The sequence below is a fragment of the Streptomyces sp. NPDC019443 genome (assembly GCF_044389785.1).
Classification (GTDB): Bacteria; Actinomycetota; Actinomycetes; order Streptomycetales; family Streptomycetaceae; genus Streptomyces.
Genome location: NZ_JBIRYJ010000002.1, coordinates 376,918 through 395,042 on the forward strand (window position 1 = coordinate 376,918; position 18,125 = coordinate 395,042).

General features: G+C 70.0%; 19 protein-coding genes and 1 pseudogene. 11 read left to right on the plus strand and 9 right to left on the minus strand.

Annotated elements, in window-relative coordinates; all coding sequences use genetic code 11:
* Window positions 1-71: 71 nt before the first annotated feature.
* On the minus strand, window positions 72-467 hold the full coding sequence (sodN, locus tag ACH492_RS07945) for a superoxide dismutase, Ni (protein ID WP_215095254.1): 396 nt from the start codon (window positions 465-467) through the stop codon (window positions 72-74).
* 149 nt (window positions 468-616) lie between these two features.
* Here sodN and sodX point away from each other — a divergent pair, with 149 nt between their 5' ends.
* Entirely contained in the window at window positions 617-1,036 is a 420-nt protein-coding gene (sodX, locus tag ACH492_RS07950; RefSeq protein ID WP_398983966.1) for a nickel-type superoxide dismutase maturation protease, read from the plus strand.
* Here sodX and ACH492_RS07955 read toward each other — a convergent pair.
* Window positions 940-1,569 carry a CGNR zinc finger domain-containing protein gene (locus ACH492_RS07955; protein WP_398983968.1) on the minus strand — a complete coding sequence of 210 codons (630 nt, stop codon included), beginning with the start codon at window positions 1,567-1,569 and terminating at the stop codon, window positions 940-942. The genes sodX and ACH492_RS07955 overlap by 97 nt on opposite strands.
* A gap of 182 nt (window positions 1,570-1,751) precedes the next feature.
* Between ACH492_RS07955 and ACH492_RS07960 the strand changes: the two genes are divergently transcribed.
* Window positions 1,752-2,441, plus strand: coding sequence for a class I SAM-dependent methyltransferase (locus ACH492_RS07960; protein ID WP_398984802.1), 690 nt, complete (start codon window positions 1,752-1,754; stop codon window positions 2,439-2,441).
* A 71-nt stretch (window positions 2,442-2,512) separates the two neighbouring features.
* Here the strand turns inward: ACH492_RS07960 and ACH492_RS07965 are convergent, their stop codons facing one another.
* Genes ACH492_RS07965 through ACH492_RS07975 form a run of 3 tightly spaced genes read right to left on the minus strand, consistent with a single transcriptional unit; the run spans window position 2,513 to window position 5,235 of the window.
* The gene (locus ACH492_RS07965; RefSeq protein WP_307661197.1) at window positions 2,513-3,274 is read right to left on the minus strand and encodes an amino acid ABC transporter ATP-binding protein; all 762 of its coding nucleotides are present in this window, start codon (window positions 3,272-3,274) and stop codon (window positions 2,513-2,515) included.
* Window positions 3,271-4,227: an amino acid ABC transporter permease gene (locus ACH492_RS07970; RefSeq protein ID WP_398983971.1), complete on the minus strand. Its 957-nt coding sequence runs from the start codon at window positions 4,225-4,227 to the stop codon at window positions 3,271-3,273. The genes ACH492_RS07965 and ACH492_RS07970 overlap by 4 nt, the downstream gene beginning before the upstream one ends.
* 42 nt (window positions 4,228-4,269) lie before the next feature.
* The gene (locus ACH492_RS07975; RefSeq protein WP_398983973.1) at window positions 4,270-5,235 is read right to left on the minus strand and encodes an ABC transporter substrate-binding protein; all 966 of its coding nucleotides are present in this window, start codon (window positions 5,233-5,235) and stop codon (window positions 4,270-4,272) included.
* Between the two features lie 521 nt (window positions 5,236-5,756).
* Here ACH492_RS07975 and ACH492_RS07980 point away from each other — a divergent pair.
* The 3 genes from ACH492_RS07980 to ACH492_RS07990 all read left to right on the plus strand — a co-directional run bounded on the left by ACH492_RS07980 (window position 5,757) and on the right by ACH492_RS07990 (window position 9,709).
* Window positions 5,757-6,974, plus strand: coding sequence for an NADP-dependent malic enzyme (locus tag ACH492_RS07980; protein WP_398983974.1), 1,218 nt, complete (start codon window positions 5,757-5,759; stop codon window positions 6,972-6,974).
* Between the two features lie 272 nt (window positions 6,975-7,246).
* Window positions 7,247-8,212 (plus strand): zinc-binding dehydrogenase, encoded by a 966-nt coding sequence (locus tag ACH492_RS07985; protein WP_398983975.1) that lies wholly within the window; start codon window positions 7,247-7,249, stop codon window positions 8,210-8,212.
* Window positions 8,213-8,245: 33 nt separating this feature from the next.
* Entirely contained in the window at window positions 8,246-9,709 is a 1,464-nt protein-coding gene (locus ACH492_RS07990; RefSeq protein ID WP_398983976.1) for a glycoside hydrolase family 5 protein, read from the plus strand.
* Here ACH492_RS07990 and ACH492_RS07995 read toward each other — a convergent pair.
* Window positions 9,687-10,532 (minus strand): MBL fold metallo-hydrolase, encoded by an 846-nt coding sequence (locus ACH492_RS07995; protein WP_398983979.1) that lies wholly within the window; start codon window positions 10,530-10,532, stop codon window positions 9,687-9,689. The genes ACH492_RS07990 and ACH492_RS07995 overlap by 23 nt on opposite strands.
* Window positions 10,533-10,603: 71 nt before the next feature.
* Here ACH492_RS07995 and ACH492_RS08000 point away from each other — a divergent pair, with 71 nt between their 5' ends.
* Window positions 10,604-10,813, plus strand: coding sequence for a helix-turn-helix domain-containing protein (locus tag ACH492_RS08000; RefSeq protein WP_018571396.1), 210 nt, complete (start codon window positions 10,604-10,606; stop codon window positions 10,811-10,813).
* The gene (locus tag ACH492_RS08005) at window positions 10,813-11,376 is read left to right on the plus strand and encodes a Clp protease N-terminal domain-containing protein (protein WP_398983981.1); all 564 of its coding nucleotides are present in this window, start codon (window positions 10,813-10,815) and stop codon (window positions 11,374-11,376) included. The genes ACH492_RS08000 and ACH492_RS08005 overlap by 1 nt, the downstream gene beginning before the upstream one ends.
* Before the next feature lie 431 nt (window positions 11,377-11,807).
* On the opposite strand, the gene ACH492_RS08010 is transcribed toward ACH492_RS08005, so the two are convergent.
* Window positions 11,808-12,734, minus strand: coding sequence for a helix-turn-helix transcriptional regulator (locus tag ACH492_RS08010; RefSeq protein WP_398983983.1), 927 nt, complete (start codon window positions 12,732-12,734; stop codon window positions 11,808-11,810).
* Between the two features lies 1 nt (window position 12,735).
* The gene (locus ACH492_RS08015) at window positions 12,736-13,593 is read right to left on the minus strand and encodes a DUF4097 family beta strand repeat-containing protein (protein ID WP_398983985.1); all 858 of its coding nucleotides are present in this window, start codon (window positions 13,591-13,593) and stop codon (window positions 12,736-12,738) included.
* Window positions 13,594-13,743: 150 nt separating this feature from the next.
* On the opposite strand from ACH492_RS08015, the pseudogene ACH492_RS08020 reads away from it, so the two are divergent.
* Window positions 13,744-14,226 (plus strand): annotated as a pseudogene (locus ACH492_RS08020) (hypothetical protein).
* Window positions 14,227-14,300: 74 nt separating this feature from the next.
* Here the strand turns inward: ACH492_RS08020 and ACH492_RS08025 are convergent.
* Window positions 14,301-14,483, minus strand: coding sequence for a DUF6104 family protein (locus tag ACH492_RS08025; RefSeq protein ID WP_307661186.1), 183 nt, complete (start codon window positions 14,481-14,483; stop codon window positions 14,301-14,303).
* Window positions 14,484-14,638: 155 nt separating this feature from the next.
* Between ACH492_RS08025 and ACH492_RS08030 the strand changes: the two genes are divergently transcribed.
* The 3 genes from ACH492_RS08030 (at window position 14,639) to ACH492_RS08040 (ending at window position 18,121) form a co-directional block, all read left to right on the plus strand.
* The gene (locus ACH492_RS08030) at window positions 14,639-14,995 is read left to right on the plus strand and encodes a CU044_2847 family protein (RefSeq protein ID WP_398983987.1); all 357 of its coding nucleotides are present in this window, start codon (window positions 14,639-14,641) and stop codon (window positions 14,993-14,995) included.
* Window positions 14,992-17,010: a trypsin-like peptidase domain-containing protein gene (locus ACH492_RS08035; RefSeq protein ID WP_398983989.1), complete on the plus strand. Its 2,019-nt coding sequence runs from the start codon at window positions 14,992-14,994 to the stop codon at window positions 17,008-17,010. Before ACH492_RS08030 ends, ACH492_RS08035 begins: the two co-directional genes overlap by 4 nt.
* Before the next feature lie 97 nt (window positions 17,011-17,107).
* A complete protein-coding gene (locus tag ACH492_RS08040; protein WP_398983991.1) occupies window positions 17,108-18,121 on the plus strand; it encodes an AAA family ATPase in 1,014 nt (337 codons plus the stop codon).
* Window positions 18,122-18,125 lie beyond the last annotated feature (4 nt).

The following is an 18,125-nucleotide window of genomic DNA, read 5'->3' on the forward strand; positions in this document are numbered from 1 at the left end:
CCGGCTCCGCGCGGATGCCGGGTGCTGTCGTAAGTAAGCGAACGTGCGCAAAAAAGACGTGACCGGAAAGGTCAGGCCTTCTTCGTCTCCCAGAAGATCTTGTCGATCTGGGCGATGTAGTCCAGCGCCTTCTGGCCGGTCGCCGGGTCCGTCGACGCCTTCGCGGCCGACAGCGCCTTCAGGGCGTCGTTGACCAACTGGTGCAGCTCCGGGTACTTCTCGAAGTGCGGCGGCTTGAAGTAGTCGCTCCACAGCACCGAGACGTGGTGCTTGGCGAGTTCCGCACGCTGCTCCTTGATGACCGTGGCGCGGGCCCGGAAGTGCGGGTCCTCGTTGGCCTGGAACTTCTCCTGGACGGCCTTGACCGACTCGGCCTCGATACGGGCCTGGGCCGGGTCGTAGACACCGCAGGGCAGGTCGCAGTGGGCGCTGACCTTCACCTTGGGGGCAAACAGGCGGGAGAGCATTGAGCTGTCCTTCCTCGTGATCGTCTTCTCAGGTGGGACATTACTCCGTGAGTGACGTGTTTTCGCGAGTGCCCCTAGGGCTTAGGACAAAAGTCCAGGGTCAGTATGGGACTGGTGGCCGAACGTACCGTGGGACTCGGAGGTGGCGGATGACTGAGCAGGGGCGGGAGCCGAAAGCGCCGTTCGGAGTCGCCGAAGTGACAGGTCCTTCCATGTACCCGACGCTCAGACACGGCGATCAACTGCTGGTCCATTACGGCGCGGAGGTGAAGGCCGGCGACGTCGCCGTGCTGCGCCATCCGCTCCAGCAGGATCTGCTCATCGTCAAGCGGCTCGTCGAGCGGCGCGAGGACGGCTGGTGGGTACTGGGCGACAACCCGGGGGCGGAGGGGGACAGCCGGCTGTTCGGCACCGTTCCCCACGAGCTGCTGCTGGGGCGGGTACGCGGCAGATACCGGCCGCTCGCGGAGGGTCAGCGCTCCGTGCGCGCGGTCGCCTCCTGGGCGTTCTCGGCAGTGCGGCCCGTGCTCTGCGACCGTTCCGTCTCCAGGCGTTTGCGGGCGCGGTAGGCGGCCACATTGGCGCGGGTCGCGCAGCGGTCCGAGCAGTAGCGGCGGGAGCGGTTGGTCGAGGTGTCGAGGTAGGCGTTGCGGCACGGCGTCGCCTGGCACAGGCCGAGCCGGTCCACTCCGTACTCCGTGAGATGGAACGCGAGCCCCATCGCGGCGATCGCGGCGTACCCCGCCGTCGCGTTGGAGGGGTGGTCGGCCAGGTGCATGTGCCACTTCGGACGGCCGTCCTCGTCCCGGTAGTCGTGCCCCGAGATCTGCGGATTGACCGGGAACTCCAGCAGCAGCGAGTTGAGCAGGTCGACCGCCTGGGTCTCGTCGCCCGCGTCGGCGGCGGTGAAGACCGCGCGCAGCCGTCCTCGTACCGACCGGAAGCGTGTGACGTCCGCCTCGGTGGCACGGCGCGCTGCCTGGGCGGACGGGCCGAAGAGCTCCCGAACTGCCTCGACCGAGGTGAGGGAGTCCTTGCTGCGGGCCGGCTCCTCGGTGTTGACCAGGCGCACTGCGTAGTCCGAGTAATGGGCCAGTTCCACTTGTAGTCCTTACCGCGGCGTTCTAATGTCGACGTAACGGCTGCTATAGCTTCGAGGGTATTACGGACGGGAGGGTTCCGGTGTCGGAGACGGTGACGGGGGCGGGGACGGATACGCGTACGGGAGCAGGAGCCGACTGGCGGGCCTGGCAGGAGAGCTGGGACCGGCAGCAGGAGTGGTACATGCCCGATCGCGAGGAGCGGTTCCGGGTGATGCTGGACATGGTCGAGGCCCTGGTGGGCCCCGAGCCACGGGTGCTGGATCTCGCGTGCGGTACGGGAAGTATTACGGACCGGCTGTTCCGGCGGTTCCCGAAGTCCACCAGCACGGGGGTCGATCTGGATCCCGCCCTGTTGACCATCGCCCGGGGCTATTTCGAGGGCGACGTGCGGGTCACCTTCGTCACGGCCGACCTGAAGGACCCCGACTGGGTGACGAAGCTGCCTTACGACTCGTACGACGCCGTGCTCACCGCCACCGCGCTGCACTGGCTGCGCAGCGGACCGCTGACCGCGCTGTACGGGCAGATCGCCGGGGTCGTGCGGGAAGGCGGCGTCTTCATGAACGCCGACCACATGATCGACCGCACCACCCCGCGCATCAACGCCGCCGAGCGCGCCCACCGGCACGCGCAGATGGACCGCGCCAAGGCCGCCGGCGCGCGCGACTGGGCCGACTGGTGGGCGCTGGCCGCCAAGGACCCCGTACTCGCCGAGCCGACGGCGAAGCGCTACGAGATCTACGGCGAGCACGCGGACGGGGACATGCCGTCCGTGCACTGGCACGCGGAGGCGCTGCGCACGGCCGGGTTCGGGGAGGCCCGGGCCGTGTGGGCATCGCCCTCCGACACCCTGCTGCTCGCCCTCAAGTAAACGCGGGGAACGAAAAGGGCGGTACGGACCACTGGGTCCGTACCGCCCTCTTCTGTACCGCTCTGTACCGCTTAAAGCACCTTCGAGAGGAACGACTTCGTACGGTCGTGCTGCGGGTTCGTCAGAACGTCGCGCGGGTGGCCCGACTCGACAACCACGCCGTCGTCCATGAAGACCAGCGCGTCGCCGACCTCACGCGCGAAGCCCATCTCGTGCGTGACGACGATCATCGTCATGCCGTCCTCGGCCAGGCCGCGCATGACGTCGAGGACGTCACCCACCAGCTCGGGGTCGAGGGCGGAGGTGGGCTCGTCGAAGAGCATCAGCTTCGGCTCCATCGCCAGCGCGCGGGCGATGGCGACGCGCTGTTGCTGGCCGCCGGAGAGCTGGGCGGGGTAGTTCCTGGCCTTGTCGGACAGGCCCACCCGGTCCAGCAGCTGCTCCGCACGGGCACGGGCCACCGCCTTGGCCTCGCCGCGCACCTGGATCGGCGCTTCCATGACGTTCTCGATGGCCGTCATGTGCGGGAAGAGGTTGAAGCGCTGGAAGACCATGCCGATGTCGCGGCGCTTGAGGGCGACTTCGCTGTCCTTGAGCTCGTACAGCTTGTCGCCCTTCTGGCGATATCCGACGAGTTCGCCGTCGACGGACAGCCGGCCGGCGCTGATCTTCTCCAGGTGGTTGATGCACCGCAGGAAGGTCGACTTACCGGACCCGGAGGGGCCGATCAGACAGAACACCTCCTGTGGGGCGACCTCCAGATCGATGCCCTTGAGGATGTGCGCGGGGCCGTAGGACTTGTGGACGCCCTCCGCCTTCACCATGGCGCTCATGCGAGGCCTCCCTTCGGACGGCCGATCGCCAGATTGGCCTTGATCTTCTGCCACGGCGTTGGCGGCAGCTGCCGCAGCGACCCGCGAGCGTAGTACCGCTCGACGTAGAACTGGCCGACGCTGAAGACGCTGGTCAGAGCCAGGTACCAGACCGAGGCCACCAGCAGCATCTCCATGACCGCGAACGACGTGGAGCCGATGTTCGTCGCTGCGCGCAGCAATTCGGTGTACTGCACCGCGGACACCAGGGATGAGGTCTTCAGGAGGTTGATGAACTCATTCCCGGTCGGCGGCACGATCACCCGCATCGCCTGCGGGAGCACGATCCGCCGCATGGTCTTGCCACCGGGCATGCCCAGCGCGTGCGACGCCTCGGTCTGGCCCTCGTCGACCGACTGGATGCCGGCCCGGACGATCTCGGCCATATAGGCGCCCTCGTTCAGGCCCAGGCCCAGCAGGGCGACCACGAACGGGGTCATGACGTCGACCATCTCGTCCTTGTAGAACCCGAGGTTCAGGACGGGGAAGATCAGCGCGAGGTTGAACCACAGCAGCAGCTGCACGAACACCGGGGTGCCGCGGAAGAACCAGATGTACAGCCAGGACACCGCACCCGTCACCGGGTTCTTCGACAGCCGCATGACCGCGAAAACAACGCCCAGAATCAGGCCGATCAGCATCGACAGCACGCTGATCAGCACCGTGTTGACCATGCCCGCCAGGATCCGGTCGTCGAAGATGAAGTCCCCGACCGTGCCCCAGTTGACGTCGCCCTGAGAGAACGAGTACACGAGCAGGCCCAGCAACGCCACGACGACGACACCGCTGACCCAGCGGCCCCAGTGCCGTACCGGGATGGCCTTGATCTGCTCAGGGGGAACGAACGCCCCCTTGCTGACCGCCGCATCCGCCGGTGGCTCGTCGGCGGGCGTTTTGTCGAACTTGTCAGTCACAGTGACTGCCCTTCAGTGAACGCTTGAGGCGAGAACGCCGGATTACTTGCCGGCGTTGATGGTCGCCTCGGTCACGGCACTGTTCTTGACGTCCCACTTCTCCAGGACCTTCTCGTACTCACCGCTCTTGATGATCGCGTTGAGGGCGTCCTTGAGCGCGTCGCGGAGCTGGGTGTTGTCCTTGTCGACGGCGATGCCGAACGGACCGGCTTCGGTCTGGTCGCCCACGACCTCGAAGTCGTTGCCGCCGCCCGCGGTCTTCGCGATGTGCGCGGCGACCGGGTAGTCGTTGAGGTCGGCGACGGCGCCACCGGACTTCACGCGGGTCTGGGCCTCGGCGTCGGTGTCGAACGCCTCGATCGTGAGCGCGCCCTTGCCGTCCGTCTTGCACTTGGCGGCCTGGGTCTTGAAGGTGGCCTCGTAGGTCGTGCCGCGCTGGACGGCCACCTTCTTGCCGCACAGGTCGTCGAGCGACTTGATGTTCTCCGGGTTGCCCTTCTTGACCAGGAGCGAGACGCCGGAGGTGAAGTAGTCGACGAAGTCGACGCCCTCGCCGACCTTCTTGCCCTTGTCGTCCAGGCCCTGCTGGCGGGCCTTGGTGTCGGACATGGCGGACATGACGATGTCCTGGCGGCCACTGTTGAGCGACGAGATCAGGCCGTCGAAGGTGCCGCTGGTGAACTGGAACTTGACGCCGAGCTCCTTGCCGAGGGCCGCGGCGATGTCGGGGTCGATACCGACGATCTTGCCGCCCTCCTCGAACTCCATCGGCGCATAGGCGGCGTCCGTGCCGACCTTGATCACGCCGGCGTCCTGGTACTTCTTCGGCAGCTTGTCGAAGAGCGCGGCCTTGCCCGACGTGGCGCCGTTGGACTCCTTGGTGCTCGAGCCCGAGTCTGTCTGGTCACCACAGGCGGTGAGCAGCAGTGCGCCGGCGACCGCGATCGCGCCGACCGCGGCGATCCGGGACCTGGTTGCGGTCGTACGACAGGCGTTGCTTGCGGTCATGGTCGGGATCCTCCGGCGGGTGAGGGGGTGCGATTTGTCGGTCGTGCACTCATCTTCGAGTGTCGCGACCTTGAGTGTTTTCGGCATCTTGCCATTCGGACTAGCCCAATCAGGGGGCAGCGCATGTCAAAATCGGGTAACGGGACACCCCCGGACCCCCTCGGGCCGGTACATCAAGGCCGGACCTTTCGCGGGAATGCCTTCTTCCGACCGGAGGATCTGCGGCCCGTCAGGCACTTCGCGCGGATTTTCAGGCGCAAAGCTGACGTGTCCTGACATCAGGCCATGAGTCATGTCAGCAGGCGGATATCGACTCGTCGCCGGGGCCATCGGTCAGGTAAGAAGGACGTTTACACCCCTCATCCGGGGCTCAGGGCGCGTGTGCGGCGCGCCCGCGCGTACGTACCTCCCCCTGCCAGGCGGGCCAACCGCTGAGGCAGGGCACGGACGCGGTGCCCGCCCACCCCTCCTCAACCAGGAGTGGCCACCCTCAACTGATGAAGACTTAAGGGGTCAACCAAATGGCAGCGGAGATCGTCAATCCTCGCAGCGACAGCGAAGACGGTGCGGAGGGAGCTCCCGAGGAGCCCTTCGATCCGGCCTTCGCGCTGCACCGCGGCGGCAAGATGGCCATCCAGGCCACGGTGCCGGTGCGTGACAAGGACGACCTTTCCCTCGCGTACACACCCGGTGTCGCCAAGGTGTGCAGCGCGATCGCCGAGCAGCCGGAGCTCGTCCACGACTACACCTGGAAGTCCCAGGTCGTCGCTGTCGTGACGGACGGGACCGCGGTGCTCGGTCTTGGCGACATCGGACCGGAGGCGTCGCTTCCGGTGATGGAGGGGAAAGCCATCCTCTTCAAGCAGTTCGGCGGCGTGGACGCGGTTCCGATCGCGCTGGCCACGACGGACACGGACGAGATCATCGAGACCGTCGTGCGGCTCGCGCCGTCCTTCGGCGGGGTGAACCTCGAGGACATCTCGGCCCCCCGCTGCTTCGAGATCGAGCGCAGGCTCCAGGAGCGGGTCGACATCCCGGTCTTCCACGACGACCAGCACGGCACGGCCGTGGTGACCCTCGCCGCGCTGCGCAACGCCGCGAAGCTGACCGGGCGCGGTCTCGGTGATCTGCGCGCCGTCATCTCGGGCGCGGGCGCGGCGGGCGTGGCCATCGCGAAGTTCCTGCTGCAGGCGGGCATCGGCGATGTGGCCGTGGCCGACCGCAAGGGCATCGTCAGCCAGGACCGCGAGGACCTCACCCCGGTCAAGCGGGAGCTCGCGGAGATCACCAACCGGGCGGGGCTGAGCGGCTCGCTGGAGACGGCACTGGCGGGCGCGGACGTCTTCATCGGCGTCTCCGGCGGTACGGTCCCGGAGTCCGCGGTCGCGGCGATGGCGCCCGGCGCCTTCGTCTTCGCCATGGCCAACCCGAACCCGGAGGTGCACCCCGAAGTCGCGCACCGGTACGCGGCGGTGGTGGCGACGGGTCGCAGCGACTACCCCAACCAGATCAACAACGTGCTGGCCTTCCCGGGGATCTTCGCGGGCGCACTCCAGGTCCGGGCCTCCCGGATCACCGAGGGCATGAAGATCGCCGCGGCGAACGCGCTGGCGGACGTGGTGGGCGACGCGCTGGCGGCGGACTATGTGATCCCGTCGCCGTTCGACGAGCGGGTGGCTCCGGCGGTCACGGCGGCGGTGGCGGCGGCCGCACGTGCCGAGGGTGTCGCCAGGCGCTGACGCTGCCGGTATGTACGCGCACGGGCCGTGCCGTACCCCTTGAGGGGGGTCCGGCACGGCCCGTCGCGGTTGCTGGGCGCCGTTGCTGGGTGCTGCTGCCGGGCGTCCACATTTGTTCCGGAGGTTCCTCCGATCGGGCTGGGCGTTCCGCCGATCGGATGGATCCGGGGGCGGCCGCGAGGCATGCGCGGGACTCGGCGCAGGTCCGGCGGGACGCGTGTCACACCGGTGCGCGGTTCCGCCGCGCACCGGCCCGGCCTACCCTCAAGGTCATGTTCGCCGCCTACGCCGCACGCATCGACCGTGAAGCCCCGCTCAACGGCCTGGAGCTGGGCGAACGCCCGGCCCCCGAGTCCCGCCCCGGCTGGACCACCGTCACCGTCAAGGCCGCCTCCCTCAACCACCACGATCTCTGGTCGCTGCGCGGCGTCGGCCTCGCCGAGGACAAGCTGCCGATGATCCTCGGCTGCGACGCCGCGGGCATCGACGCGGACGGCAACGAGGTGGTGCTCCACTCCGTCATCGGCCAGAGCGGGCACGGCGTCGGCCCGGACGAGCCGCGCTCCATCCTCACCGAGCGCTACCAGGGCACCTTCGCCGAGCAGGTCGCAGTCCCGACCTGGAATCTGCTGCCCAAGCCGAAGGAGCTCAGCTTCGAGCAGGCCGCCTGCCTGCCGACCGCCTGGCTCACCGCGTACCGCATGCTCTTCACCAACGCCGGGGTACGGCCCGGCGATTCGGTCCTCGTCCAGGGCGCGGGCGGCGGCGTCGCGACCGCCGCGATCGTCCTCGGCAAGGCTGCCGGACTGCGGGTGTACGCCACCAGCCGCGACGAGGCCAAGCGCAAGCGGGCCGTCGAACTCGGCGCGGAGGAGGCGTACGAACCGGGCGCGCGGCTGCCCCGGCGGGTGGACGCTGTCATGGAGACCGTCGGCGCCGCGACCTGGTCGCACTCGATCAAGTCGCTGCGGCCCGGCGGCACGCTGGTGATCTCCGGCGCGACCAGCGGCGACCGCCCCTCGCACGCGGAACTCACCCGGATCTTCTTCCTGGAGCTGAAGGTCGTCGGCTCGACCATGGGCTCCAAGGACGAGCTGGAGGATCTCCTCTCCTTCTGCGCGGCCACCGGCGTGCGGCCGGTGATCGACGAGGTGCTGCCGCTGGACCGGGCCAGGGAAGGCTTCGAGCGGATGGCCGGCGGCGACCTCTTCGGGAAGATCGTGCTGACGCCCTCTTGATGGACCGTCAGGTGTGCTGATGGGATCCGCCCCATGCGTACGCGCCGAACGATCCGGGCACTTGCGGCGGTCTGCTGCACTCTTCTGCTGTCCACGGGCGCCGTCGGGGGCGCGGGGGCCGTCGGGGTCGTGGGGGCTCCGGCCGCCGCGGACCCGGGCGGCCCCGGCGGCATCCCACGCCTGACCGACGACCGCGGCCGCACCCCCACCCTGCGCGGCTGGAACGTCGAGGACAAGACGAACCGCGGCGAGCGGGCGCTTTCCGCCATCACCGAGAAGCACTTTCGTGACATGCGCGCCAAGGGCTTCAACTTCGCCCGCCTGCTGGTCTTCTGGGACGACCTCGAACCCCGGCGGGGCCACTACAGCGCGGCGTATCTGCGCAAGATCGAGCGGATCCTGGACTGGGCGCGGAAATACGACATCCAGGTGCTCATCGACGCCCACCAGGATGTCTTCGGCCCCGCCTTCGGGCATCGCGGTATCCCGGAGTGGGCGACGAGGACCGACGGACTGCCCTTCACCCCGCACCCGGACGACTGGTTCTCCGAGTACTTCGAACCGGCTGTACAACGTGCTTTCACCCACCTCTACGAGGACAAGGACCTGCGGCGGGCGCAGGCGCGGATGTGGCGGGTCATCGCCGACCGCTTCGAGCACCATCCGGCCGTCCTCGGCTACGACCTGATCAACGAGCCGATGGGTGAGCTGCGCGCGGGCGAGGATCTGCCCACCGCCGCCCGCCGGGTCGAACGCGATCAGCTCACGCCGATGTACAACCGCCTTGCGGACGCGGTCCGTTCGGCCGACGACGGCAGCTGGGTCTTCGTCGAGCCGACCCCGATCGTCGGCGAAGGCGTCCCCACGGGCCTCGGCAGGATCGAGGACCCGAAGGTCGTCTACGCCCCGCACTTCTACAACACGGCGATGGAGGCGGGCGCGGACTACGACCCGGCGGCGGGCTGGATCGAGTCGTACGAGGCGGCCGTCACCGCGTACCCGAAGGAGCAGCGGATCCCGGTCGTGGTGGGGGAGTGGGGTCCCCTCAACAACTCCCTTCCGAATATGTCCCGCTTCTACCGCGAGGCGCTGGCCTCCCTGAACCGCTACAGCTCGGGCTGGGCGGGCTACGTCTGGTGCTACGGCGGCGGCTACTGCGCGGTCGACGGCCGGGGGCTGTTCCGTACGAACAAGGAGCAGACCGCGGCGCCGTACGCGGCGGCCGTCGCGGGACGGGTCGCGTCCGATGCGTACGACCCGGAGACCGGGACGTACCGCCTGGTGTACCGGGCGTCCGAGCGGGCGGGCATGACAGAGGTATCCCTGCCTCCTGGCCCGACCGGCTGGCGTATCGCTGTGGACGGCCCGGCCTGGACGAGCACCCGGACGGTGCCGACGGGCAGACCGGGGACGGTGCGGGTCCTTGCCCGGCCCGGGGCGAGGATCGCGGTCACGGTCACGGCCAACGTCACCGTCACTCCTCGTACACCACGATGAAGTCGCCGCACTGGCTCGTGTGCGTGGCGAGGGCGTCTCGCAGCCGCAGCAGATGCGCCGTCGACAGCTGGAGCGGGGGTTCGTCCGGCTGATACGTGGTGCCGCGGGGGTAGTCCCGGTCCGGGGTGGTCGTCATCTCTATGTGGCAGCCGAGGATGTGGCTGACGGGGGTGGCCGCGCAGAAGGCGAGCAGCCGGTCGACGGTGGTGGCGAAGGCGGCGGTGTCCTGGACATACAGCCGGCCGGGGTAGAGGGAGTCGCCGGTCAGCAGCAGCCCGGTGTGCCGGTCGTGGAAGACGACCGCGGCCTCCTGGTGCCCGGGGCCCGGCAGCAGGTCGAGCACCCGCCCGCCGAGGTCCAGCTCGGCGCGGCCGTCCGGCCAGTCCTCGAAGCCGAAGAAGCCCCGCACCTCGTCGAGTGACGGCCCGACGACCTCGGTGCGCGGCCGGTCCGCGAACTGTGGGTCGCCCGCGATGTGGTCGCCGTGCCCATGGGTATGGGCCACCACCAGCCCGTACTCCGTGCGCGGATGGCGGGCCAGCCACCGCTCGATCAGGGCGTCGACGGTCGCGCGCAGCGGGAAGTGCGCGGGGTCGGCCGTCGCTCCGGTGTCCAGCAGCAGCGCCCGTTCGTTCCCGAAGAGCTGGAAGAGGAACGGGGCTTCGAAATGCACGGACTTGTTCTGCCGCAGGATCACGGTGTGCTCGTCGTAGGCATGCGTCTGTATCTCCGGGGCCGGGTCGTGCTTCGGAGAGGGCCAGCCTGCATGCCACTGGACGTCGAGGCTGCCGGGGAGGGACGCGGGCGTACGGAAATCGATCACGAGACCACGGTACGGCGGGGTGCTGTCAACAGGAGTTGACAGTGGATAACTGTCAATGTAGGTTGACAACTATGACCGAAGCAACCGATCTCGCCGAGCGGGCGGGCGATCGTGACCCGCGGGTGGGGCTGCGGGCGGTCGCCGCGCTGCGGCGACTTCTCGAGCAGCTCGAAGCCGTACAGGTGCGCAGTGCCCGCAATCAGGGCTGGTCGTGGCAGGAGATCGCGGCCGAGCTGGGCGTCAGCCGGCAGGCCGTGCACAAGAAGTACGGGAGGCAGTGATGTTCGAGCGCTTCACCAAGGATGCCCGTGATGTTGTGACGGGCTCGGTAGGACACTCGGAGCGGGCGGGCGCGGACTCCGTCACCGATGAGCACCTGCTGCTGGCGATGCTGGACCAGGAGGGGACGCGGACGGCGTTCGCGTTCACGGCGCTGGGGATCATGGACCGGCGCCGGTCGGTGGAGGACGCGCTGGCGGATGCGCGGCGGCGGGGCGGTCTGTCGAAGGCGGACACGGCTGCGCTGGCGGGGCTCGGGATCGATGTGGCCGAGATCGTCTCCAAGATCGAGGAGACGCATGGGGCGGGGGCGTTGCAGTTGGGCGGGGTGTCGAAGACGCGGTGGTCGCGTCGTCGCCCCTTCGGTGCGGAGGCGAAGGGCACGCTGGTGCAGTCGCTCCGCATCGCGGCGGGCCGCGGGGACCGCGAGATCGGCGGCGAGCATCTGCTGCTGGCGCTGACGGCGCGGCGGGGGGTGGTAGCGGAGGTTCTGGCGGACCACGGGGCGACGTACGAGGCGGTGGAGCGGGTGATGTACGGAGGCGGGGCGGCGCGGGCGGGGTGACCTTGCGGTCCGGGGTGGGGGGCTGTGTGGGGTGCGGGCGTACGCGGTGGGGGCTGTTTGTTCTCCACCCCGCCCCTTCCCGAAACTGGGGCGGGCCCCAGGCCCCTGGGGGAGGGATACGACGCGGGGGCTGACGCCCCCACACCCCCGGGAAGCGGCAGCTTCGCGCCGCCGGGTGCCCCGGATCGCTCCGGTGCAGAGGATGCGCAGGGGGCGTGCTCTGGACGTAAAGCGGCGCAACTCGCGCGAAGCGCGGTGACCACGCGGCGGGGTCGCAAATCAGATGCGGTGCAGTCCAGAACACGAGCCCCGGAGCGGCCCCAAGCCCGCGCCCCGCGGTCCAAGGCACCCCGGAACGGCCAAGCGCCCGCGGTCCCGCTCATCCCGGAACGCCCAGGATCCGCGCCCCGGGCAGTCCGCACCCCCCGCCCTCAGGGCGCCGGTTTCCGTAGTAGCGCTCCGATGTGGGCCGCGGCCGTGGACAAGTGGCGCCTCGCCTCGGCCAGTTGTTGGGGCGTAACGCCGTGGTCCCGTGCCGCGTCCCTGATGTCGTCGCGGAAGCGGTCCAGCAAGCGGTCCAGGTCGCGGGCCGGGTCGCCCGAGTCCGTCGTGTCCTTCGCCCAGCCCGGCTCCGGCTCCGGGGCCACGGTCGCGCCGCGCGCCAGGCCCCCCAACTGCGCGCTCAGTTCCGACAGGCCCTCCCGTACGCCCTTCGGCCAGTCGCCCCGCGCGAAGTGGTCCTGCACCTGGTCCTGGACCTGCTTGGCGATGCGCTGCATCTCCTGGCGGGCCGTCTCCTGCGCCTCTTTCGCCTGGCGGCGCGCCTGTTGCGCGTCCTCGCGGGCCCGGCGCGACTCGTCCTTCGCGCGGCGCGCCTGCTCCTTCCACTCCTGCTTGGCCTTGCGCAGCTCCTCCTTGGCCGCCCGCCACGACTCGTTGTCGCCCCAGTCCTTCTCCGTGCCGGACGTCGTCCGCGTCTGAGTCGCCGCCGCGCGCATCTCGCTGCGCAGCTTCCCCGCCGCGCCGCGCACGTCGTCGCGGATCTCCGCGGCCAGCTCGGAGACCGACTCGCGGATCTCCAGTTCCAGGTCGGCCAGCTCGCCGCTGCGCCCGGCCAGCTCCTCGCGGCCCGCGTCGGTGATCGAGTAGACCTTGCGGCCGCCCTCGGTGGCGTGCGTGACCAGACCCTCGGCCTCCAGCTTGGCCAGCCGCGGGTACACCGTTCCCGCCGATGGCGCGTACAGCCCCTGGAAGCGCTCCTCGAGCAGCCGGATCACCTCATAGCCGTGGCGCGGAGCCTCGTCCAGGAGCTTCAGCAGATACAGCCGCAGACGGCCATGGGCGAAGACGGGCGGCATGTCAGAGCACCTTTCCGGTGGGGGCTGCGTCGTACGGTTCGTCATCCGCGGGCGGCCGGCGGAGCAGCGCTATCGAACCGGACACGGTCGTCGCCTTGAGCGTGCCCGTGCCCGCGCCCAGCGTGCCGGTGATCTTCTTCGCGCCCCACTGGCCGCTGATCCGCAGGTCGTCGAAGGCGTTGGAGACCGAGCCGCTCGCTGTGTTCGCCTCGACCTGCGCGTCCGCGGGGTGCGGCAGCCGGATCGCGACCTCGCCGGAGACCGTGGTCAGCCGGATGTCGGTGGGCCTGCCCGCCGGGTCGAGGTCTATGACCATGTCGCCGCTGACGGACTCGGCCCGTACGGACGAGCCCGCCCCCTCGATCACCGTCAGATCGCCGGAGACGGAGTTGTATCGCAGATCGCCGGTGACGGACTGGGCCTCCAGATTCCCGGAGACGGTGTCGGCGCGGACCGCGCCGGAGAGCCCTACGAGCGTGGTGTCGCCGCTGATGCCGCGTACGGCCGTCGTCCCCCGGATCCCGGATACGACCGCTCCCGCGCCGACGACGCCGACCTCGACGGTCGAGCCGGCCGGAACGGCGAGGGAGACGACCGCGCTGCGGTGCCAGCCCTTGCGGTCGAGCCACTTGAGGAAGCCCTTCCAGGGCAGGTCCTCGTACGCGACGGTGAGCGTGGCGCCCTGCTGGGTTACGACCAGCGGGGGGCCCTCGATCTCGGAGATCTCGAGGCGGGCGGAACCTTCGTCGGTGCCCACGACGTTGACCGTTCCATTGACGATGCGCACATTGAGCGCCGTCACGGGGTCGTCGAAGGTGAGCTTCTTGGGCTCAGAGACTTCCCACGTCGACTCTGCCATGGTGCTGACCTCCCGGGGCGGCTGCGACGCAACATATCGCGTCTCCTGCTGAACACGATATATCGCGGTTGAGGGATGTCAAGCATGATGCCAGGCCGGTAGGCGAACATTGAGCGTCGTACCCGGACAAACTGTCCTAGCGTATGGGTCATGAATCCGACACCCGTGGGAGCGCTGCTGCTGTGCCGGGCCGAACCGGCTGCCGTACGGCCCCCGGCCCATCTGCTGCGCGAGCACCAGCTGCTGGCCCCGGCCGGGCAGCAGTGGAGCGTGCTCGTCCCGGAGGGGAAGCCCTGGCTGGACGGCGGCGAACCGGTCGACCGGGTGCTGGCCGGCTGGGCGGCCGCGCTCGCCGTGGGCGTGAACTGGCCGGTGCTCGCCCTGTGGTGAGGCCGGCTGGGCCCCTGGCTCCGCGGCCCGAAGGCCCGTCTGCTCGGGGCTGCCCAGCTGGCGGCGGGGGTGCCGCTGCTGGCCTGGGGCTTCGCCCGCCGCTCCGGCGGCTTGGGCTGGGCGGCGGCGGGCGTGGTGCTGGTCGCGAACGGGGCGCTCAGCCTGGTGTACGACCGGGTGCGGCGGGAGCCGGGCCGGTCCAACGGAGCCGGTCAGCCGGGCCGGCCGAACGCGGCCGGTTAGCCGGACCCGCCCCAGATCCCCCGGGGCAGCGGAACCGGGCCGACCCCCGACCCCGACCCTCGGCCCTACGCCCCCTACTCGTCCTCGTCCTCGTCGTCCAGCCGCGCCAGCCACGTGGCGAGGCGCTCCACCGGGACCTCGAAGTCCGGGTTGAGGTCGACGAAGGTGCGCAGCTGCTCGGCGAGCCACTCGAAAGTGATCTCCTCCTGGCCGCGTCGCTTCTCCAGCTCCTCGATGCCGCGATCGGTGAAGTACAAGACATGCTCCTGGTACGGACGGGGTCTACCTCTTTAGATTACGGCGACTTCCAACTCTCCCCTGCAACCGTGCAGGCCAGTAACGTCGTCGCCATTCGCACACCGCCCAAGTGCGTTAGCGCGGGGGTGAGTTGGCCGTGAAGACGGGGGGAACCGTGAACGCACGCGTCCAGCAGATCGAATTGCCCGGGGGAGCCGTCGTGCTCGCCCGGCTGTCCACCACGGGCGGCGGATACGGCGAGGACGACGAGGACGTCGGCTTCGTCGAGAACGCCACCGCCAAGGTCCAGCAGCTCCAGCAGCTGATCACCGAGGTCGGCGCCTCGGTGCTCGAGGCCGCGGCCGCCGCCAAGCCGGACGAGGCGAGCGTCAGCTTCGGCGTCGAGCTCACCGCCAAGTCCGGCGTCGCCCTCGCCGTGCTCGCCGCCGGGGAGGCCAAGGCGTCGGTCCAGGTCACGCTCACCTGGAAGCTGAAGGATCAACAGAACGACATGAGCGATGACACGGCATGAGCGATTCCGACTCCGTCATCGACGCCCTCACTCGCGCCGCCACCGTCCACTTCTCACCCGTACAGGACGAGCGGGACGAGCAGGACCAGCCCGCAGCCATGTGGGGCAGCGGCTTCTTCGTCGCGCCCGGCTGGGTCCTGACCTGCGCACACGTACTCGCCCCCCATCTCAAGGGCGACCAGGACCGGATCTTCCACCTCCGCGGCAGCGAGGTGAACGACGGCGAGCCGCTTCAGGCGCGGCTCGACTGCTGGCTGCTCGACGGCGAGCCGCGGGCCGAGCAGCGCGTGCCCGTCGAGCAGGATCTCGCCCTGGTCAGGCTCGTCGACCCGCACGTCGAGCACGAGTGCGTTTGGCTCACCGACCGCACCGACTACCCCGGCGGCCGCGGCATCGTCCAGGGCTACCGGCCCGAGCAGCAGGAGTACGGAGCCGAGAAACGCGCCGTGCGCTGGAAGGCCGCCGCGAGGATCAACGGCTTCGACGACGACTACGGGATGCGATTCAGGCCAGAAGCCGAGTTCCCCAAGGGCGGCTCGGGCTCGCCCGTGCTCGACGCCCACACCGGTGCCGTCGTCGGCATCCTCAAGTCCCGCCGGGTCGGGCGGGACGGCGGCATGGCGATCGCCGCCACCGCACTGCGCCGGTTCGGATCCACCTACCAGCTCCTGATGGCCGCGCACGACCGCTGGCACGGCCAGTCCCCGAAGGTCACCGGGCACAACTGGATCGAGCGCCAGCACCAGCTCCCGGGCGCCGGCGTGCACACCAGCGGCGACCAGTGGTGGAGCCCGCACGACCGGCGCGAGGCGCTTTTCCTGCTCGCGGGTGTGCACCCGCCGGGCGCCATCCGGCCCGTCGTGGAGCTCGCCAAAAAGGCCCGCGGCGGTGTCGCCTCCCCGCCCGGCCAGCTCCTGCCGCGCATCTGGCGCGACGGACACGGCCTGCTGTACGAGGCGGGGCAGCCCGTCGCCGCCATCGCCGCGCTGCACTACCTCCAGCTGGTGGTGGAGTACGAGCGCAGCCGCGGCGGCGACCCCGTGGCCCTTGCCGACTGGGTGGCCCGCCGGCTCCAGGAAGTTCCCCGCATCGTGCACACCGTGGTCACTCAGGCGACGCTGCCGCCCGGTCTCGTACACCCGCGCACGCCCGACGGCCAGGACCGGATCGTCGTCCGCTATCCGCGGCCCGGCGACGGATCCGCCGTCGTCATCGTCGAGCTGGAGCCGGTCTGCGACGCCCGGCCCACCCGCTTCTACTGGCGGATCCGGGTCGACGACGGCCAGGACGTGAACGAGCCGCTGCACGAGGAGCAGACCGGCGACGGCATCCCGCCCGAGCAGCTCATCCAGCGGCTGCGCGGCCCGTTGGACGAGGTCTTCGCGTCAGTCGACTCGCCCGGCGTCCCGGCACCGCTCGAAGTCGCCCTGCCCGTCGACCATTTCGACACCGCCGTACACCGCTGGCAGCTCACCGAGATGGCCCGGCTGCACTATCCGGCGTATGTCGGCGTACGGCGGATGGTGGTGCTGCGCGACCTCGCGAGACGAGGGAAACCGGACGCCGTCTGGCAGCGCCGCTGGGAGGGGATGGCGGCCGCCGATGCGCTCACCGCCTGCCGCACCCCGCCGCAGCGGCAGGTCCCCAGGCCCCGGCACTTCGAGGACATGCCGCCGTCGGCCGTGCCCGTGCTGTGCAGGCCCGCAGGCAGCGGGGTCGGCCGGAGAGCCATCGGCATGGCACTTCAAGCGGGGCACGGTATCGCCCTGTGGCACACCGACGGCCATGCCGACCACGGCTGTACGGAGTTCTGCGAGGACCTGCACCGGGGCGCGGCCCAGCTGCTCGGTCAGACCGCGGGCGCGACTGAACTTCCCGACCGGCTGCGCCGTATCAGGGACGACATCAGCGGATCGAGGAACAGCCGCCACTGGGCGGAGGGGGTGGCCATGCTCTACGACGACCCGAGCCGCCCTCTGCCCGCCGACGACACCGGACCGGTGGACTCCCCATGAGGAGCCGCACCCGAGCAATGGGAGGGCAGGGCGGTGGGTACAGGACAGACGTGGTCCGCCACGGGTCCGCCCACCGACCGCCTACGAGGAGCGAGCGATGGACGACTGGCTGATCTACCGAGGCGTCGGTGCGCCGGATCCGGACCGGATCCGCCGACTGCCACCGCCGCCCCCCTGGCGCGCCTTCTCCGGAGAGCCGCTGCCCGACCCCGCGCCGCCGATCGACAGTTCGTCGACGCGACGGCTCGGCGCGCGCGTGGCGGCCCCGCCCGCCCAGGACGCCGAAACCCTCGAACTCATCAACGCCGCCCTCTACTTACGGCGTCCGCTCCTCGTCACCGGCGAGCCGGGCTCCGGCAAGTCCACGCTCGCGCACTCCGTCGCGTACGAACTCGGGCTCGGCCGCGTCCTCCAGTGGCCCATTGTCAGCCGCACCGAGCTCAAGGACGGGCTGTACACCTACGACGCCATCGGCAGGCTCCAGGACGCCCAGCTCGCCGAGCGGGGATCCGAGCGTGGGTCCGACGACATCGGCCGGTACATCAGGCTCGGCCCGCTCGGAACCGCGCTGCTGCCGGCCGAGCTGCCCCGCGTCCTGCTCATCGACGAGCTCGACAAGAGCGACATCGATCTGCCGAACGACCTGCTGAATGTGGTGGAGGAGGGGGAGTTCGCCCTTCCCGAGCTGGAGCGGACGGCCGACCGGCCCGGCCAGGACGAGGTGCGGGTACTCACCGACGACGGCCGCCGGGTGCCCGTCAGGGACGGCCGGGTGCGCTGCAAGGCGTTCCCCTTCGTGGTGATGACCAGCAACGGAGAGCGCGACTTCCCCGCCCCGCTGTTGCGCCGCTGCATCCATCTGCACCTCGACCCGCCGCGCGACGAGCGGCTCGCCGCAATGGTGCAGGCCCACTTCGGAGCCGGATCCGACGAGCGGAACCTCGATCTGATCGGCCAGTTCACCCGCGAGGACGGCGACGGCGAACTGCGGCCCACCGACCAGCTGCTCAACGCCATCTACCTCACGCAGCAGGCGGTCCGCGCGGACGCCGGGCGGCGCGAGGAGATCGCCGAGCTGCTGATACGTCCGCTCGATACCCGACAGCGGTGACCGC

Coding starts and splice junctions, on each gene's coding strand:
- ACH492_RS08000 (WP_018571396.1), top strand. CDS start 10,604: ATGACCGAAGCAACCGATCTCGCCGAGCGGGCGGGCGATCGTGACCCG.
- ACH492_RS08010 (WP_398983983.1), bottom strand. CDS start 12,734: ATGCCGCCCGTCTTCGCCCATGGCCGTCTGCGGCTGTATCTGCTGAAG.
- ACH492_RS07990 (WP_398983976.1), top strand. CDS start 8,246: ATGCGTACGCGCCGAACGATCCGGGCACTTGCGGCGGTCTGCTGCACT.
- sodN (WP_215095254.1), bottom strand. CDS start 467: ATGCTCTCCCGCCTGTTTGCCCCCAAGGTGAAGGTCAGCGCCCACTGC.
- ACH492_RS07965 (WP_307661197.1), bottom strand. CDS start 3,274: ATGAGCGCCATGGTGAAGGCGGAGGGCGTCCACAAGTCCTACGGCCCC.
- ACH492_RS08015 (WP_398983985.1), bottom strand. CDS start 13,593: ATGGCAGAGTCGACGTGGGAAGTCTCTGAGCCCAAGAAGCTCACCTTC.
- ACH492_RS07985 (WP_398983975.1), top strand. CDS start 7,247: ATGTTCGCCGCCTACGCCGCACGCATCGACCGTGAAGCCCCGCTCAAC.
- sodX (WP_398983966.1), top strand. CDS start 617: ATGACTGAGCAGGGGCGGGAGCCGAAAGCGCCGTTCGGAGTCGCCGAA.
- ACH492_RS08005 (WP_398983981.1), top strand. CDS start 10,813: ATGTTCGAGCGCTTCACCAAGGATGCCCGTGATGTTGTGACGGGCTCG.
- ACH492_RS07980 (WP_398983974.1), top strand. CDS start 5,757: ATGGCAGCGGAGATCGTCAATCCTCGCAGCGACAGCGAAGACGGTGCG.
- ACH492_RS07960 (WP_398984802.1), top strand. CDS start 1,752: ATGCCCGATCGCGAGGAGCGGTTCCGGGTGATGCTGGACATGGTCGAG.
- ACH492_RS08040 (WP_398983991.1), top strand. CDS start 17,108: ATGGACGACTGGCTGATCTACCGAGGCGTCGGTGCGCCGGATCCGGAC.
- ACH492_RS08035 (WP_398983989.1), top strand. CDS start 14,992: ATGAGCGATTCCGACTCCGTCATCGACGCCCTCACTCGCGCCGCCACC.
- ACH492_RS07975 (WP_398983973.1), bottom strand. CDS start 5,235: ATGACCGCAAGCAACGCCTGTCGTACGACCGCAACCAGGTCCCGGATC.